Annotated in this window: 16 protein-coding genes; 3 read left to right on the forward strand and 13 right to left on the reverse strand. The window is 43.9% G+C overall.

Annotation, left to right across the window (positions count from 1 at the left end; all coding sequences use genetic code 11):
• Window positions 1-3 precede the first annotated feature (3 nt).
• The 10 genes from accC to fabT form a co-directional block, all read right to left on the reverse strand.
• Window positions 4-1,374, reverse strand: coding sequence for an acetyl-CoA carboxylase biotin carboxylase subunit (gene accC / locus RsY01_RS01455; RefSeq protein ID WP_094783787.1), 1,371 nt, complete (start codon window positions 1,372-1,374; stop codon window positions 4-6).
• 63 nt (window positions 1,375-1,437) lie between these two features.
• On the reverse strand, window positions 1,438-1,860 hold the full coding sequence (gene fabZ, locus RsY01_RS01460) for a 3-hydroxyacyl-ACP dehydratase FabZ (protein ID WP_094783788.1): 423 nt from the start codon (window positions 1,858-1,860) through the stop codon (window positions 1,438-1,440).
• Window positions 1,857-2,333: an acetyl-CoA carboxylase biotin carboxyl carrier protein gene (gene accB, locus RsY01_RS01465; RefSeq protein WP_167373218.1), complete on the reverse strand. Its 477-nt coding sequence runs from the start codon at window positions 2,331-2,333 to the stop codon at window positions 1,857-1,859. The genes fabZ and accB overlap by 4 nt, the downstream gene beginning before the upstream one ends.
• An 11-nt stretch (window positions 2,334-2,344) precedes the next feature.
• Entirely contained in the window at window positions 2,345-3,592 is a 1,248-nt protein-coding gene (gene fabF, locus RsY01_RS01470) for a beta-ketoacyl-ACP synthase II (RefSeq protein ID WP_094783790.1), read from the reverse strand.
• 93 nt (window positions 3,593-3,685) lie between these two features.
• A complete protein-coding gene (gene fabG, locus RsY01_RS01475) occupies window positions 3,686-4,420 on the reverse strand; it encodes a 3-oxoacyl-[acyl-carrier-protein] reductase (protein ID WP_094783791.1) in 735 nt (244 codons plus the stop codon).
• Between the two features lie 3 nt (window positions 4,421-4,423).
• Window positions 4,424-5,344 carry an ACP S-malonyltransferase gene (gene fabD / locus RsY01_RS01480; protein ID WP_094783792.1) on the reverse strand — a complete coding sequence of 307 codons (921 nt, stop codon included), beginning with the start codon at window positions 5,342-5,344 and terminating at the stop codon, window positions 4,424-4,426.
• A 24-nt stretch (window positions 5,345-5,368) separates the two neighbouring features.
• Complete coding sequence (gene fabK / locus RsY01_RS01485) at window positions 5,369-6,325, reverse strand: enoyl-[acyl-carrier-protein] reductase FabK (RefSeq protein ID WP_094783793.1); 957 nt, start codon at window positions 6,323-6,325, stop codon at window positions 5,369-5,371.
• A gap of 97 nt (window positions 6,326-6,422) precedes the next feature.
• Window positions 6,423-6,650, reverse strand: a complete 228-nt coding sequence (locus RsY01_RS01490; protein WP_094783794.1) for an acyl carrier protein — start codon at window positions 6,648-6,650, stop codon at window positions 6,423-6,425.
• A gap of 79 nt (window positions 6,651-6,729) precedes the next feature.
• The gene (locus tag RsY01_RS01495; protein ID WP_094783795.1) at window positions 6,730-7,710 is read right to left on the reverse strand and encodes a beta-ketoacyl-ACP synthase III; all 981 of its coding nucleotides are present in this window, start codon (window positions 7,708-7,710) and stop codon (window positions 6,730-6,732) included.
• Complete coding sequence (gene fabT / locus RsY01_RS01500) at window positions 7,707-8,144, reverse strand: fatty acid biosynthesis transcriptional regulator FabT (RefSeq protein WP_094783796.1); 438 nt, start codon at window positions 8,142-8,144, stop codon at window positions 7,707-7,709. The genes RsY01_RS01495 and fabT overlap by 4 nt, the downstream gene beginning before the upstream one ends.
• A 215-nt stretch (window positions 8,145-8,359) precedes the next feature.
• Between fabT and RsY01_RS01505 the strand changes: the two genes are divergently transcribed.
• The 3 genes from RsY01_RS01505 (at window position 8,360) to RsY01_RS01515 (ending at window position 11,036) form a co-directional block, all read left to right on the forward strand.
• Window positions 8,360-9,457 (forward strand): NAD(P)H-dependent flavin oxidoreductase, encoded by a 1,098-nt coding sequence (locus RsY01_RS01505; RefSeq protein WP_094783797.1) that lies wholly within the window; start codon window positions 8,360-8,362, stop codon window positions 9,455-9,457.
• A gap of 109 nt (window positions 9,458-9,566) precedes the next feature.
• Window positions 9,567-10,025, forward strand: a complete 459-nt coding sequence (locus RsY01_RS01510) for a GNAT family N-acetyltransferase (protein WP_157905757.1) — start codon at window positions 9,567-9,569, stop codon at window positions 10,023-10,025.
• A gap of 66 nt (window positions 10,026-10,091) precedes the next feature.
• The gene (locus tag RsY01_RS01515) at window positions 10,092-11,036 is read left to right on the forward strand and encodes a dihydroorotate oxidase (RefSeq protein WP_094783799.1); all 945 of its coding nucleotides are present in this window, start codon (window positions 10,092-10,094) and stop codon (window positions 11,034-11,036) included.
• A gap of 137 nt (window positions 11,037-11,173) precedes the next feature.
• Here RsY01_RS01515 and RsY01_RS01520 read toward each other — a convergent pair whose 3' ends face one another.
• The 3 genes from RsY01_RS01520 to RsY01_RS01530 all read right to left on the reverse strand — a co-directional run bounded on the left by RsY01_RS01520 (window position 11,174) and on the right by RsY01_RS01530 (window position 14,459).
• Window positions 11,174-11,536 (reverse strand): hypothetical protein, encoded by a 363-nt coding sequence (locus RsY01_RS01520; protein WP_094783800.1) that lies wholly within the window; start codon window positions 11,534-11,536, stop codon window positions 11,174-11,176.
• 189 nt (window positions 11,537-11,725) lie between these two features.
• Entirely contained in the window at window positions 11,726-13,138 is a 1,413-nt protein-coding gene (gene lpdA, locus RsY01_RS01525) for a dihydrolipoyl dehydrogenase (protein ID WP_094783801.1), read from the reverse strand.
• Between the two features lie 4 nt (window positions 13,139-13,142).
• The gene (locus RsY01_RS01530; RefSeq protein WP_094783802.1) at window positions 13,143-14,459 is read right to left on the reverse strand and encodes a dihydrolipoamide acetyltransferase family protein; all 1,317 of its coding nucleotides are present in this window, start codon (window positions 14,457-14,459) and stop codon (window positions 13,143-13,145) included.
• Window positions 14,460-14,512: the final 53 nt, after the last annotated feature.

Genomic DNA, 14,512 nt, shown 5'->3' on the forward strand with positions numbered 1-14,512 from the left:
CTATCAATCCTCTTTTTTTAAGTAATTAGGTAAAAATGTTTCACCCAGAAAGGCTGTGTCGTAGTCCCCTGCGATAACATGACGATCAGAAATCAAATCAAGTTGGAACTCCGCATTGGTCTGAACGCCTTCAACTTCAAGCTCAAAAAGCGCCCGTTGCATCTTCATCAAGGCCTCAAAACGATTCTCCCCATGAACGATGATTTTCGCAATCATACTATCATAGTATGGCGGAATCGTGTAGCCCTGATACATGGCAGAATCCACCCGTAAGCCAACGCCACCAGACGGCAAGTACAAATCTGTAATCTTACCCGGACTTGGCGCAAAATTAAACTTAGGATTTTCAGCGTTAATCCGACATTCAATGGCATGACCTGTGATTTTAATGTCATCTTGGGTAAAGTCAAGTGGTTCGCCTGCAGCAATCCTGATTTGATTTTTGACAATATCAACATGGGTCACAAATTCAGTAACTGGATGTTCCACTTGAATTCGCGTATTCATTTCCATGAAATAGAATTCGCCAGTTGATTCATCTAATAAAAATTCAATCGTGCCGGCATTTTCATAGCCTACATGTTTAGCCGCAGCAACTGCTGCAGCACCAATTTTAGCACGCAAGGTATGGCCAATCGCAATCGACGGTGCCTCTTCAAGCACTTTTTGATTATTGCGTTGTAGCGAACAATCACGCTCCCCCAAATGGACAACATGACCTTGCTCGTCAGCCAAAATCTGCACTTCAATATGGCGGGCAGGATAAATCACACGCTCCATATACATGGCGCCATTGCCAAAAGCAGCTTGGGCTTCGGCTTGGGCAGATGAGAAATTCGGCAGTAATTCTTCTTGCGAATTGACCTTTCGAATGCCTTTACCGCCCCCACCAGCTGATGCTTTAAGCATGACCGGATAACCGATTTTTTGTGCGACTTCAAGAGCTTGCGTGGCATCGTCAACTTCGCCATCAGAACCCGGAATCACTGGCACATTGGCCGCAATCATTTGCGCACGCGCATTGATTTTGTCACCCATGGTATCCATGACTTGGGCAGAGGGACCGATAAATTTGACTCCAACTTCTTCACAGAGATTGGCAAACTTTGAGTTTTCACTCAAAAAGCCAAAGCCGGGGTGAATGGCTTCTGCTTGTAAAGTCACAGCTGCTGAAATAATTTGGTGCATATTGAGGTAGGAATCAGCCGCTTTAGCAGGGCCAATACAAACCGCTTCATCGGCTAACAAAGTATGCAAAGCCTCACGGTCAGCCTCAGAATAAACAGCAACAGTTTGAATGCCTAATTCGCGTGCCGCACGGATAATCCGCACCGCAATTTCACCACGATTGGCGATTAATATTTTTTTAAACATATCATTTCTCTTTTATTAATGCCATGATGGCGATTTAATTCTTTTTAACTTGGTTGGTAAGCTTTACTCTCCAATTGCGAAGGTCAAAGTCCCTTTAGCTGCTAATTTCCCATCAACCGTTGCTTTAGCTTCGACAACCGCAATTGGCCCACGGCGTTTGATGAATTTGGCATTCAAAATCAGTTGATCGCCCGGCACGACTTGTTTCTTGAATTTCACGCCGTCCATGCCTGCATAAAAGACCAATTTACCTTTATTTTCAGGCTTTGACAATTCCAAAACACCCGCAGCTTGCGCCAAGGCTTCCATAATCAGGACACCCGGCATCACTGGATAGTCTGGAAAATGACCATTGAAAAAAGGTTCATTAATTGTCACATTTTTAAGCGCTGTAATTTCGTCCTCAGAATGCTCAATCACGCGATCAACCAACAACATCGGGTAGCGATGCGGCAGTGCCTCTTTAATCTGATTAATATCAATCATTTGATGCGCACCAATTCCTCTCCGTACTCGACCATGGCCTCAGCTTGCACTAAGATTTCGGTCACGACCCCATCGCATGGCGCAGGAATTTCATTCATGACCTTCATCGCTTCAATAATCAGCAATGTCTGACCTTTTTTGACCGTGTCTCCGACAGCGACAAAGTCTGATTTGTCAGGCGCTGGCTTGAGATAAGCCACACCCACGAGTGGGCTCGTCACCACATCGCCTTCGGCAATGGCAGCAGGTGATGCTTCAGGTGATGAAACTGCTACAGGTACAGGCACCTCAGCGCTCTGAGTTGGCATCACTTCTGTTGCAACAAGTGGGGCAGCCGATGAGGCAGTTGATGGTGTTACAGCCCCATTATTCTTAGAAAATGCCAAGGTAAACTCATTGGTTGCGTAAGAAAATTCACGCAAAGATGAGCTATCAAATTGGCTGATTAAATCTTTGACTTCATTAATTTGAATCGACATGAGTTTTATTCACCCTCCCATTTTTTAAGGGCAATGACGGCATTGTGACCACCGAAACCAAGTGAGTTGGAGATAGCATAGTTGATGTCATGTTTTTTCCCTTGACCCAAGACGACGTTGATAACTGAAGTGTTTTCGTCCAGTTCAGTCGTACCAGCGTTGACAGGTGCGTATTGATTGAGGATGGCTTGCAGGGTTGCAACGGCCTCGATACCGCCAGCGCCACCAAGGGCGTGACCTGTCAAAGCTTTCGTTGAGGAAACGAGAACATTTTCATCATCGCCGAAAACCGTGTGAATGGCAAGTGCTTCGCCTTTTTCATTGGCTTGCGTTGATGTGCCGTGCGCGTTGATATAACCGACGTCACTTGGTTGGATACCCGCCTCATCAAGGGCAAGTTGCATGGCTTTAGCCGCACCTGAACCGTCAGGAAGTGGTGTTGTCATATGGTGGGCATCATTGGTTGAACCATAACCCACGATTTCAGCCAAGATATTGGCACCACGCGCTTGGGCGTGTGCCAGACTTTCAAGCACCAAAACACCTGAGCCTTCGCCTAAAACAAAGCCAGAACGGTCTTTATCAAAAGGAATTGACGCACGTTTTGGATCCGTTTCAGTGGTCAAAGCTGTCAAATTAGCAAAACCAGCCACACCAAATTCACAAATTGCTGCTTCAGTCCCACCTGCCAACATGACATCTGCATAGCCATGTTTGATTTCACGGAAGGCTGACCCAATGGCATTTGTACCCGCTGCACAGGCTGTCACTTCTGAACGGCTCACACCATTTGCTTTCACGCGCAAGGCCACATTACCTGTCGCCATGTTGGCAATAGAAAGCGGCACGAAAAGTGGTGCCACGCGTTTAGGACCACGTGTGGCAAGACGTGCGCCTTGTTCCTGAATGACTGGCAAACCACCGATACCAGAGCCGATAATCGCACCAAAACGGTCATGGTTAAGGTCGGTATCTTCTGGATCAATGCCAGCCATAGTCAGGGCTTCAAGCGCTGTATAAACAGCATAGAGACTAAACGTATCCATGCGTTTTTTATCTTTATGCACGAAATATTTATCAAAAGGAAAATCTTTGACCTCGCCAGCAACGCTAATCCCAGTCGCTGTCGCATCAAATTTTTTGATGGTATCAATTCCGCTGTTACCAGCTTCAAGATTTGCCCAAAATGCTTCAGGGGTGTTCCCAATCGGCGATGTAATGCCATAACCTGTAATAACGACACGATTTGTCATGTGACTACTCCTCATTATATGTAGATAAGCGCTCAAGATAAGGCTGCTAAAATCCTGCAAGCCTGACACTAGAGCCTTTTTTAAGTTTGATATTTATTGCATCACCATGCCACCGTCAATGGCAATGGTCTGACCTGTGATGTATTCTTGGGTTGCGACAAACAAAGCAGCCGTCGCGATTTCTTCTGTGCTACCAAAACGTTTCATCGGAATTTGTGCTTTCATGGCGTCTTTCACTTTATCAGATAAAACAGCGGTCATATCACTTTCGATAAACCCTGGTGCAATGGCGTTGACCCGAATATTACGGCTCGCGACTTCGCGCGCAACCGATTTAGTCAGACCAATTAACCCAGCTTTTGAAGCAGCGTAGTTGGCTTGTCCGACATTACCAATCAAACCAACGACAGAGGTCATGTTGATAATCGCCCCTTGACGCGCTTTGGTCATCGGTTTCAAGACAGCCTGTGTCATGTTAAAAGCACCCGTCAGGTTAATTTTCAGCACGCGATCAAAATCATCTGCTGTCATTTTTAACATAAGTTTATCTGCTGTGATACCCGCATTATTAATCAAAACATCCACACTACCAAGCGTTTCAGTTGCTGCTTGAATCATGCGTTTAGCATCCTCAGCATCACTGACATCACCTGAAACACCGACAACTTGCACATCGTAGGGGTCAAACTCGCCAATCAGTTCTGACGTAATCTCAGAACGACCATTGAGGACGATATTCGCCCCATGTGCGGCAAAATGGTGGGCAATGGCAAGACCAATCCCACGTGTTGAGCCGGTGATGAAGACATTTTTATTTGTAATTTCCATGATTTATTTCTCCAAAATTGCCTGTAATGTTGCTAAATCTTCGACATGTGTGGTGCTGACGGTCTTATCGATTTTCTTGACAAAGCCTGATAAAGTCTTACCGGGTCCGATTTCGATAAAGTCTGTCACGCCCATGTTAAGCATCGTTTCAACAGAGTCGTAAAATTTAACAGGTTCCATAACTTGACGCGTCAACAAAGCTTTGATGTCCTCAAATGCCATGACTTCTGCGGTTGTGTTCGAAATCAATGGTTTGGCAAAAGGTTTAAAGGCCACTGTTTCTAGTGCAACTGCTAATTTTTCAGATGCTGGCTCAAGCAAGGCGGTATGGAAAGGCCCTGAAACTTTCAAAGGAATCATCCGTTTCACGCCTGCTGCTGTCAACAGGTCAACCGCTGCATCAACCGCTGCGACTTCGCCACCGATGACGATTTGCCCCGGCGTGTTATAGTTGGCTGGGCTCACAATCCCCTTAGCTGAGGCTTGTTGGCAAGCCGTCTCAATCACGTCAGCCGCTGTATTCATGACAGCAACCATTTTACCCGAACCTGTCGGGGCTGCGTCTGCCATGTACTGACCGCGTTTAGCGATGAGCCTTACTGCGTCGGCGAATGGTAAGCTGCCACTTGCGACGAGTGCTGAATACTCACCCAAGGAAAGACCTGCGACCACATCATAAGCGATATGGTGCGCTTCTAGCAAACGTAAAATGGCGACAGATGTCGTCAAAATCGCTGGCTGTGTGTATTTGGTTTCCCCTAATTTGTCAGCGTCGGCATCAATCAGCTGACGTAAATCGTAGCCAAGCATTTCAGATGCTTCATCATATGTTGCTTTGACACTCTCAAAATTGTCATATAAATCGCGTGCCATACCTAATTTTTGGGCACCTTGTCCCGCAAATAAAAGACCCGTTTTTGTCATGCTTGTCTCCAATAATTCCAGTTTTTAATCCAACCATTTAGCAGCAGCTTTAATTTCTGCTTGGAAGCCGTTATATAAGTCCAAGATGATTTCTTCAGCCGTTTCTTCTTTACGAACGAGACCAGCGATTTGACCTGCCATGACTGAGCCGTTATCAACGTCTCCGTGAATGACTGAGGCTGGTAATTTACCAGCGCCCATTTCTTCAAAGACACTCAAATCAGGATCGACTTGTTTGAAAGCAGCCATTTCTGCTGCATCGAAGTCTTTTGTCAACTGATTTTTAATGGCGCGAACGGCATGACCAAAATGACTAGCCGAAACGACCGTCGAAATATCTTTGGCTTTCAAAACCTTGTCTTTATAGTTTTGGTGGGCATTTGACTCTTTGGCCACGATAAAACGCGTGCCGACTTGGACTGCCTCAGCACCCAACATAAAGCCAGCTGCCATACCTTTACCGTCAGCAATACCACCGGCCGCAATCACAGGCAAATCCACAGCGTCAGAGACTTGACGGACAAGCGTCATCGTCGTTAATTGACCGATATGACCGCCTGCCTCCATGCCCTCAGCGACAATGGCATCAACGCCAATTCGTGACATGGATTTAGCTTGTGCGACACTGGCTACGACAGGAATGACAATCATGCCCGCTGCTTTGAAGCGCTCCATGTATTTTTTAGGCGAGCCTGCGCCAGTCGTCACGACTTTAACCCCTTCTTCAATGACAAGGTCCACAATGTCATCCACAAAAGGCGAGTGCAACATGATGTTCACCGCAAATGGTTTGTCCGTGATTTCGCGGATACGTTGGATATGACCTTTGACCACGTCTTTCGGGGCATTCCCACCACCGATGATGCCAAAGCCACCTGCTTTTGAAACAGCACCAGCTAAGTCACCGTCAGCAATCCAAGCCATACCACCTTGGAAGATTGGATAGTCAATGTTCAATAGTTCAGTAATTTTAGTTTTCATCTTATATTTATTTTTAGTTTTTTAAAATAGTTTGATAATCAAACTATAGGGATAAAAATTTTGAGAACGTATGATACGCTCTCAGAATTTGTATGGGTTATTCAGCGATTTTAGCGTCTACGAATTTGACCAAGTCACCAACAGTGTTAAGACCATCTTCAGTTTCGATTGCGATATCGTATTCATCTTCAATTTCATTGATGATTTGGAAGATGTCAAGTGAATCCGCATCAAGTGATTCAAATGATGTGTCAAGCGTGATTTCGCTTGCATCTTTACCGAGTTCTTCAACGATAATTTCTTGAACTTTTTCAAATACTGCCATGATTAAATCTCCAATTTTTCTATTATATACTATAGGACATGTCCCGCCTGCGCGCGCATTATCCTTGCAATAAGATTACCTAAATTTTAACAACAAGTGTGCCCCATGTCAAGCCACCCCCAAAACCAGTCAAGACCAATTTTTGTGAACCGTCTAATTGAATGGTGCCGGCATCAACCGCTTCTGATAAGAGAATGGGAATGCTGGCGGCACTTGTATTACCATATGCCTGCATATTTTGCAGAAATTTACTACGGTCTGTTTTGATTTTCCGTGCCATTTTATCCAAAATCCTTGAATTGGCTTGATGTAAGAGCAGATAATCAATGTCATCTGGACTTAGCTCAGCTTTTTCAAGACTTTCTAAAATGTTTTTAGGGACATCTCGGACAGCAAAATCAAAAATCGCACGACCATCCATTTTCAAAAATAAATCATCTGATAACTCAGGTGTCGAAAAGGGCGACTTGGGTTGCGTCAGATGGCTGGTCAAACTCATGCCACGCTGACCGTCAGATTTTAGCGTTTCTGCTAAAATCAAGGGTGTTTCTGATATCGCTTGGAGTAAAACACCACCTGCGCCATCACCAAATAACACGCTTGTCGACCGATCTGACCAATCGACAATTTTTGACAAGACTTCAGCACCGATGACAATCCCGTTTCGGTAAGCACCACTCGCAAGCAACTTGTCCGCGACAGATAGGGCGTAAACAAAGCCACTACAAGCTGCAGTTAAATCAAAAGCGAAGGCCTTACTTGCCCCTAATTTGGCCTGAACAAGGCTTGCCGTACTAGGCATATTGCCGTCTGGTGAAACAGTTGCGACGATGATAAAGTCAAGGTCTTCAGCTGCTAATGCCGCTTTTTTAAGCAATTGCAGACCGACATTGGCAGCTAAGTCTGAAGTATTTTCATCTTGAACGATGTGGCGTTGTCGAATCCCTGTTCGGGACGCAATCCAGTCATCAGACGTTGCCATGATGTGACTTAACTCATCATTTGTCACGACTTGCTCTGGTGCATAGTGCGCAGTTGCCGTTACTTTGGCAAAAGTCATTTAATTTCCTCCAAAAATGTGTGAAGATTTTCCAGACCTGTTTGTAAAATTTTCACGTCATCATCTGGTAGGTCTGCAACAAAGCGTTTAACCATTTCGCGGTGAAACTTACGATGCAAGCGATAAAGCAAGCGACCACGGCTAGATAAGGACACATTGACCACACGCCGGTCATGTTCACTCCGATAGCGTTCAATGTAGCCCTTTTTCTCCAGACGGTTGAGTGACACGGTAACCGTGCCGACTGTCAACATCAAGTCTTTGGCGATATCGCTTGGTGTCGTCATGCCCACCTCACCAATACTGTCAATCGTGTGCATCTCCTTAATCGACACATCTGAAAAACGAGATGTCCGTAAGGTTGCTTCCTCAACAATCAAAATATTGTTGAAAATATGAGTGAGATATTTATTTATTTTTGTATAATCTACCATCAACCATAGTCCCTTTCACGAATATCGTTTTGACTGTCAAGTTGTTTGACTATCAAATTATATCAAGATATTTTTTGGCTGTCAAGAAAAATTTTGTTTAAAAAATAGTTTGACAATCAAGTAATTTTTGTTAAAATAAATTATGTGGTTTAGATTATCTAGTTGTCATAACCACTAAAAATATAATCATGATTATATCTACAAGAGGAAGAATAATGAAACTACCAGAACTTAAAATAGGCGACTTGACAGCGAAAATCCCTGTCATTCAAGGTGGTATGGGGATTGGGATTTCCCTCAATAGACTGGCAGGCTCTGTTGCTGCCGAAGGCGGGATTGGTATCTTATCCACTGCCCAAATTGGTTTCCAAGAAGAGAATTTTAAACGCGCTTCTGTCAGAACCAACCTGCAAACCATCAAAAAACAATTGGATAAAGCCCGTAGCTATGCTAAGGGTGGCATTCTCGGTTTCAACGTCATGGTCGCGAGTTTCCGTTATGATGATGTGGTGCGAGCAACGGTCGAAGCTGGTGCTGATGTGATCATTTCTGGCGCTGGTCTACCGATGAACTTGCCTGATTTGGTGGGTGATGCCAAGACAAAGATTGCACCGATTGTCTCATCTGTTAAGGCTGCCAAACTTATTTTACGAAATTGGGCTAAAAAATATAACCGAACGGCTGACTTCGTTGTCATTGAAGGCCCTAAAGCTGGTGGTCACCTCGGCTTTAAAGCGGACCAAATCGAAGAAGCCATCCTGGGCATGGACGATGAAATCGTTAAAATCATTGCACACGTTAAGGAATACGAAGACAAATTTGATATGAAAATCCCTGTGATTTTCGCAGGGGGCGTTTGGGATCGTTCTGATATTGATCACTATCTCAACTTGGGCTGTTCAGGCGTGCAAATGGCGACGCGTTTCATTGGCACAGAGGAGTGTGATGCCCCCGATGACTTTAAAGACCGTTTCCTGAAAGCGACCGAAGATGATATTCATTTGACGACATCCCCTGTTGGCTTACCGGGGCGTGCGATTGATAATCAATTTACTGACACCATTACCAAGGGTGTCGCGGCCTACAAGGCGCAAGAGGCACCGAAAACGCCGATTATTCCGATTGCTGGCTGTTTGAACTGCTTGCAGCATAAGCTGTGCGACCGTAAGACGATTCCTTACTGTATCAGCGAGGCTTTGCTCAATTCTGTCGAGCATAACACGGATATGGGCTTGATTTTCTCTGGGACTAATGGTTACCGGATTAATGAAATCACGACGGTTAAAGCGATTTTTGATGAGATTGCGGTATAAGTTATAAAAATAAAAAATGGCGATTTATTTTCGTCGTTTTTTGTTTTAAAGCAAATATTTTGTTAAACTAGATTTAAAATATATGATTAGAGTGGTATTGGGTGACGATATGCAACTAATAAAAATGCAGTTGGAGCGCTTTGAAAGCTGGAAAATTGCTGCGATTAAGGAATTTGCCAAAGGTAAAGTAGAAAATGGAGAATGGTCCCAGACCGAATCTTATCAGTTATCAGAACAAGAGCTGAACACGATATTACCCGATGGCTATCAAACACCTCAACATTATTTTTATGAAATGATGGTAGACGATCAAATTGTCGGCAATATTTGGGCAACGATAACTGACGAAGTCCCTACCACTGCTTATATTTTAGATATTGGTGTCTACCCAGATTTTCAAGACTTGGGTTACGGCTCAACAGCTTTAAAATTGCTCGCCCTTGAAGCTAAAAAGTTGCAGTGTCAAGCAGTTAAACGACATGTTTTTGGTAAAAACAAAAGAGCGATTCATGTCTATCAAAAAATAGGATTTGAGATGACTGATATTGAAATGGTTATGAAACTTTAAAGTGACCAATTCGACTTCACCTCAACTCATTACTTTTTATTTCATTATTATATATAGGAGAAAATTATGCCAACTTTACAAGCCACTTTCTACGGTCATACTTATGACAATCCTTTTATGAACGCTTCTGGCGTGCATTGTATGACGACGACAGAACTCGATGCGCTCGCAGATTCTGCAGCGGGTTCCTTTGTGACCAAGTCTGCGACGGCAGAGGCGCGCGAAGGCAATCCTGAGCCGCGTTATGTCAATGTTGATCTGGGTAGTATCAATTCTATGGGATTGCCAAATCTAGGCTTAGATTACTATCTTGATGACGCGATTAAGCGTCAAGCCAGCCATCCAGACCAACCTTTTGTGATGAGCGTTGCCTCTTATCAAGGCTTCAATGAATATGTAGCCAATATGCGCAAAATTCAAGAGAGTGACTATACTGGACTGGTTGAATTGAATTTATCTTGCCCTAATGTCCCTGGCAAGCCACAAATGGCCTATGATTTTGAAGATACGGACAAACTCTTAACTGAAATTTTTGCCTTCTATACCAAGCCTTTTGGGGTGAAATTACCACCTTATTTTGACATCATGCACTTTGATAAAATTGCGGCCGTCCTCAATCAATTTGACCTTAAATTTGTCAACTGTATCAATTCTATCGGTAATGGCTTGTATATTGATGAAGCCACTGACACGGTAGTTATTAAACCTAAAGGTGGTTTTGGCGGCATCGGTGGCGAATACGTCAAACCGACTGCCCTTGCCAATGTCCGTGCCCTGAAGCAACGTCTGAACCCAAGTATCGAAATCATCGGGACTGGTGGGATTTTGACTGGGCGTGATGCCTATGAACATTTGCTTTGTGGCGCTTCTATGCTTCAAGTTGGGACACAGCTTGAAAAAGAAGGCCTTGGGGTCTTTGAGCGTTTAACTGCTGAATTGCTGGCAATTTTAGAAGCGAAAGGCTATGCGTCAATTGCTGAGTTTAAGGGTATGCTTGGGACTTTGGACTAAAATGACAGATTGAGATGAAAGTTACAGATTAACATTTCTTAAATTACCGAAATATAGACAGAAAAAACACCAGAATATAACGTTTTTAAAAACGAATATTTTGGTGTTTTTTTCTGTCTGTTCTGATGATATATTTTTCAAACATTATTTCTAGACTGTCGCAATTCTTTTATCTCTTTTCGATATCTCAAAAGGACTTCTTTTAGTTCTGTGATTGTCAAGGTAACAGGTGGTAGAACCACACTTGGGTCATAATCTTCCTCTTCATCATTTATATCAGCGATTGTTACAGTATCGTTCTCATTAACTTCTAAATACCATTCATCACTATTCCAATGGTCATTCTCTGGTTTTTCATTCCAATGGTCTAAATCATAAAGTAATTCTTTTTCTAAACGGTCGTCATACATCTCATTTAAAAATATTGTTAATAGATTTAAATCATCATCATCAAACCACGGCATAGGTGGTGTACCTAGTAATTTGAAATTTAAGTCCATTTTTTATTTCTCCTTATATTTTTATTTAGTAAAGATAACACAATTGCCGCCTTAGCACCAACTGTATCATTATTTTATTATATAAAGTGTTTTATGTCAAAATTTAATCTTTATTCTTTTTTAAATGTATTAAAAAATAAGTTCCTCTTATCTTACTTTCAAGATAAGAGGAACTTATTTTATTTTACATCAAATATGAATCGGCACACCGTCAGCCAGCTCACTTGTGTCCATGATTGCTTCACCAAGTGTTGGATGAGGATGGACAGTCATTGAGATGTCTTCTGTTGTCAGACCATTTTCAATGGCAAGGGCAAACTCACTAATCAAGTCGCTGGCACCGGGTCCAGCGATTTGCGCACCGATGACGACGCGCGTTGCTTTATCACTCAAAATTCGGATAAAGCCTTTCGTCGCATTCATCGTAATCGCACGACCATTGGCTGCAAATGGGAATTTGCTGACCATGAAGTCCAAGTTCTTTTCCTTTGCTGTGTCAATGGTTTCACCCATTGTCGCCAATTCTGGATCACAGTAAGCGACTGCAGGAATTGAAATCGCGCAGTTTCTCATGTCCTCACCAGCGACATTTGCTGCCGCGACTTTGGCTTCATAGCTGGCTTTGTGCGCCAACATTGGACCTTCAACGATATCACCGATGGCATAAATATGCGGTACGCTTGTTTGTTGCTGGTCATTGACAATGATTTGCCCACGATCTGTTAATTTTACATCCGTTGTATTCAGACCAAGTTCATCTGTATTCGGTTTTCTGCCGACTGAAACCAAGCAATAATCTGCCTCGATTTCAACTTCTTGACCGTCGACTTCGTAAATCACTTTGATAGAGTTCTCATCTTGAACCGCTGCTTTAGCTTTGGCATTAGTAATGATGTCGACGCCTTTTTCTTTAAAGTCGTCAACAACAAAGCTATACATTTCTTTGTCAAAACCATTTAAGATATGGGGCAGACCTTCTAAAATCGTGACTTTTGAGCCAAGGTTGGCATAAGCACCTGCTAACTCACTCCCGATGACACCGCCACCGATGACAACAAGGTGTTTTGGCACTTCAGGCAAACTAAGCGCACCCGTGGAATTGACGACACGGCCTTTAAAAGCAAAGCCAGGAATTTCAATCGGCCGGCTACCTGTCGCAATGATACATTTTTCAAATTCCAAGAGATGGCTGTCATCTTCAGAAATGACATTGACCACTTGATTGTCATTGAAACGGGCTTCGCCACGGACAATGTCAATTTTATGTTTTTTCAAAAGCATGGCAACGCCACCTGTTAAGGTATTGACCACTTTTTCATTTTTCCATTTTTGTGTTGCTGCCCAGTCCAAAGTTGCGCCTTTAGACTGCACCCCCATGATGCTATCCATTTGGTGGTTTTGACTATAATAGGCATGACCTGCATTAATCAACGCTTTAGATGGGATACAGCCGATATTGAGACAGACACCACCGATGGCATCCCGTTCAATAATCGTGACTTTTTGACCCAATTCAGCAGCTCGGATAGCTGCGACATAGCCGCCAGGGCCACTTCCGATAACGATTGTTTCAACACTTTTTGCTTGACTTCCTACAACCATTCCATTAAACCTCCATCAGCATATATGCTGGATCATGCAGCATTTTTTTCAAGTCATTCATGGCGCTTTGTGCTAACATCCCATCGATGAGCCGGTGGTCGAATGACAAGGATAATTTCATCATGTTGCCCACGACGATTTCGCCTGCTTCATTGACGATTGGCTCTTTGGCAATGGTGCCCAAGCCTAGGATTGCCGCTTCATTGACATTGATAACGGGTGTAAACCAGTTACCTCTTGCACTACCGATGTTTGAAATGGTAATCGTTGAACCTGAAGCCACGTCTGGTGTTAATTTACCATCGCGTGCACGGACTGCCAATTCTGCAATTTCTTTAGCGATTGCAAGGATTGATTTTTGATCCGCATGTTTAACAACTGGTACAAATAAACCGTTTGGTGTGTCAACTGCAATCCCAACATGGATGCCTTCTGGGTAAACGATTTCTGATTTCGCCATATCTACATGGGCATTCAAATCAGGGAAACGTTTCATCAAGGATGCCAAGGCTTTGGCAACATAGGCCATGTAAGTCAATTTAACATCTTGCTGCAACGCGACCTCTTTAAATGTCGCACGGTGTGCCATCAATTTAGACACTTCGACTTGTTCAAACAAAGTGACGTGTGGGACATTTTGTTTTTGGCTGGTCATGTTCCGCGCAATCGCTTTTCTGATTGGTGTCATTGGCACGCGACCTGCTTTTTCAGCTGGTGCGCTGTCTGGCGCTGCCGTTTCGGCAACCGCTGCTGCTTCAGCAAGAGGTGCTACTTCTGCTGCGACTGGGGCAATAGTTGCACCAGTGCCGTTCAAGGCATGCTTCACATCATCTAAAGTCAAGTTGCCGTGACGACCTGTTGCCGCAACGGTTGTCAAATCAATGTTATTTTGACGAGCAAAACGGCGAACCGTTGGCATGGCGCGGACTTTACCCGCAATCACGGGTGCTGTCTTAACTGCTTCAACTGGCACGACGTCATCTTTAGCAACTGCTGCCTCAATCGCCGCAATCGGTGCTGGTACAGCTGGCGACACTTCTGCTACTGGGGCAGGTGTTGCATCACCTGCACTAGCACCTGAACCGTCCCCGTCAAATTCGATCAACGGTGCGCCAACTTCAACGACTGTTCCCGCTTCAACGAACAATTTTGTAATTTGACCACTGTAAGGTGATAAAATTTCTTGTAGCAATTTATCATTCTGAATTTCTGCTAGGGCATCATCTACCTGAATCGTATCGCCAACTTTGACTAACCAGCTGGCAATCTCCCCTTCGTGCATGCCCTCGCCGACATCTGGCATTCGAAAAATTTCTGTCATTTTACTACTCCCCTAATCTAGTTTATAAACCGCAACGCCTGTCAACGCCTAAG

The organism is Pseudolactococcus reticulitermitis (genome assembly GCF_002260845.1).
Taxonomy (GTDB): Bacteria; Bacillota; Bacilli; order Lactobacillales; family Streptococcaceae; genus Pseudolactococcus; species Pseudolactococcus reticulitermitis.

Excerpts from the sequence above, each read along its gene's own strand:
- accC (WP_094783787.1), bottom strand. The coding sequence starts at position 1,374 with ATGTTTAAAAAAATATTAATCGCCAATCGTGGTGAAATTGCGGTGCGG.
- fabZ (WP_094783788.1), bottom strand. The coding sequence starts at position 1,860 with ATGATTGATATTAATCAGATTAAAGAGGCACTGCCGCATCGCTACCCG.
- fabF (WP_094783790.1), bottom strand. The coding sequence starts at position 3,592 with ATGACAAATCGTGTCGTTATTACAGGTTATGGCATTACATCGCCGATT.
- fabG (WP_094783791.1), bottom strand. The coding sequence starts at position 4,420 with ATGGAAATTACAAATAAAAATGTCTTCATCACCGGCTCAACACGTGGG.
- fabD (WP_094783792.1), bottom strand. The coding sequence starts at position 5,344 with ATGACAAAAACGGGTCTTTTATTTGCGGGACAAGGTGCCCAAAAATTA.
- fabK (WP_094783793.1), bottom strand. The coding sequence starts at position 6,325 with ATGAAAACTAAAATTACTGAACTATTGAACATTGACTATCCAATCTTC.
- RsY01_RS01490 (WP_094783794.1), bottom strand. The coding sequence starts at position 6,650 with ATGGCAGTATTTGAAAAAGTTCAAGAAATTATCGTTGAAGAACTCGGT.
- RsY01_RS01495 (WP_094783795.1), bottom strand. The coding sequence starts at position 7,710 with ATGACTTTTGCCAAAGTAACGGCAACTGCGCACTATGCACCAGAGCAA.
- fabT (WP_094783796.1), bottom strand. The coding sequence starts at position 8,144 with ATGGTAGATTATACAAAAATAAATAAATATCTCACTCATATTTTCAAC.
- RsY01_RS01505 (WP_094783797.1), top strand. The coding sequence starts at position 8,360 with ATGAAACTACCAGAACTTAAAATAGGCGACTTGACAGCGAAAATCCCT.
- RsY01_RS01510 (WP_157905757.1), top strand. The coding sequence starts at position 9,567 with ATGCAACTAATAAAAATGCAGTTGGAGCGCTTTGAAAGCTGGAAAATT.
- RsY01_RS01515 (WP_094783799.1), top strand. The coding sequence starts at position 10,092 with ATGCCAACTTTACAAGCCACTTTCTACGGTCATACTTATGACAATCCT.
- RsY01_RS01520 (WP_094783800.1), bottom strand. The coding sequence starts at position 11,536 with ATGGACTTAAATTTCAAATTACTAGGTACACCACCTATGCCGTGGTTT.
- lpdA (WP_094783801.1), bottom strand. The coding sequence starts at position 13,138 with ATGGTTGTAGGAAGTCAAGCAAAAAGTGTTGAAACAATCGTTATCGGA.
- RsY01_RS01530 (WP_094783802.1), bottom strand. The coding sequence starts at position 14,459 with ATGACAGAAATTTTTCGAATGCCAGATGTCGGCGAGGGCATGCACGAA.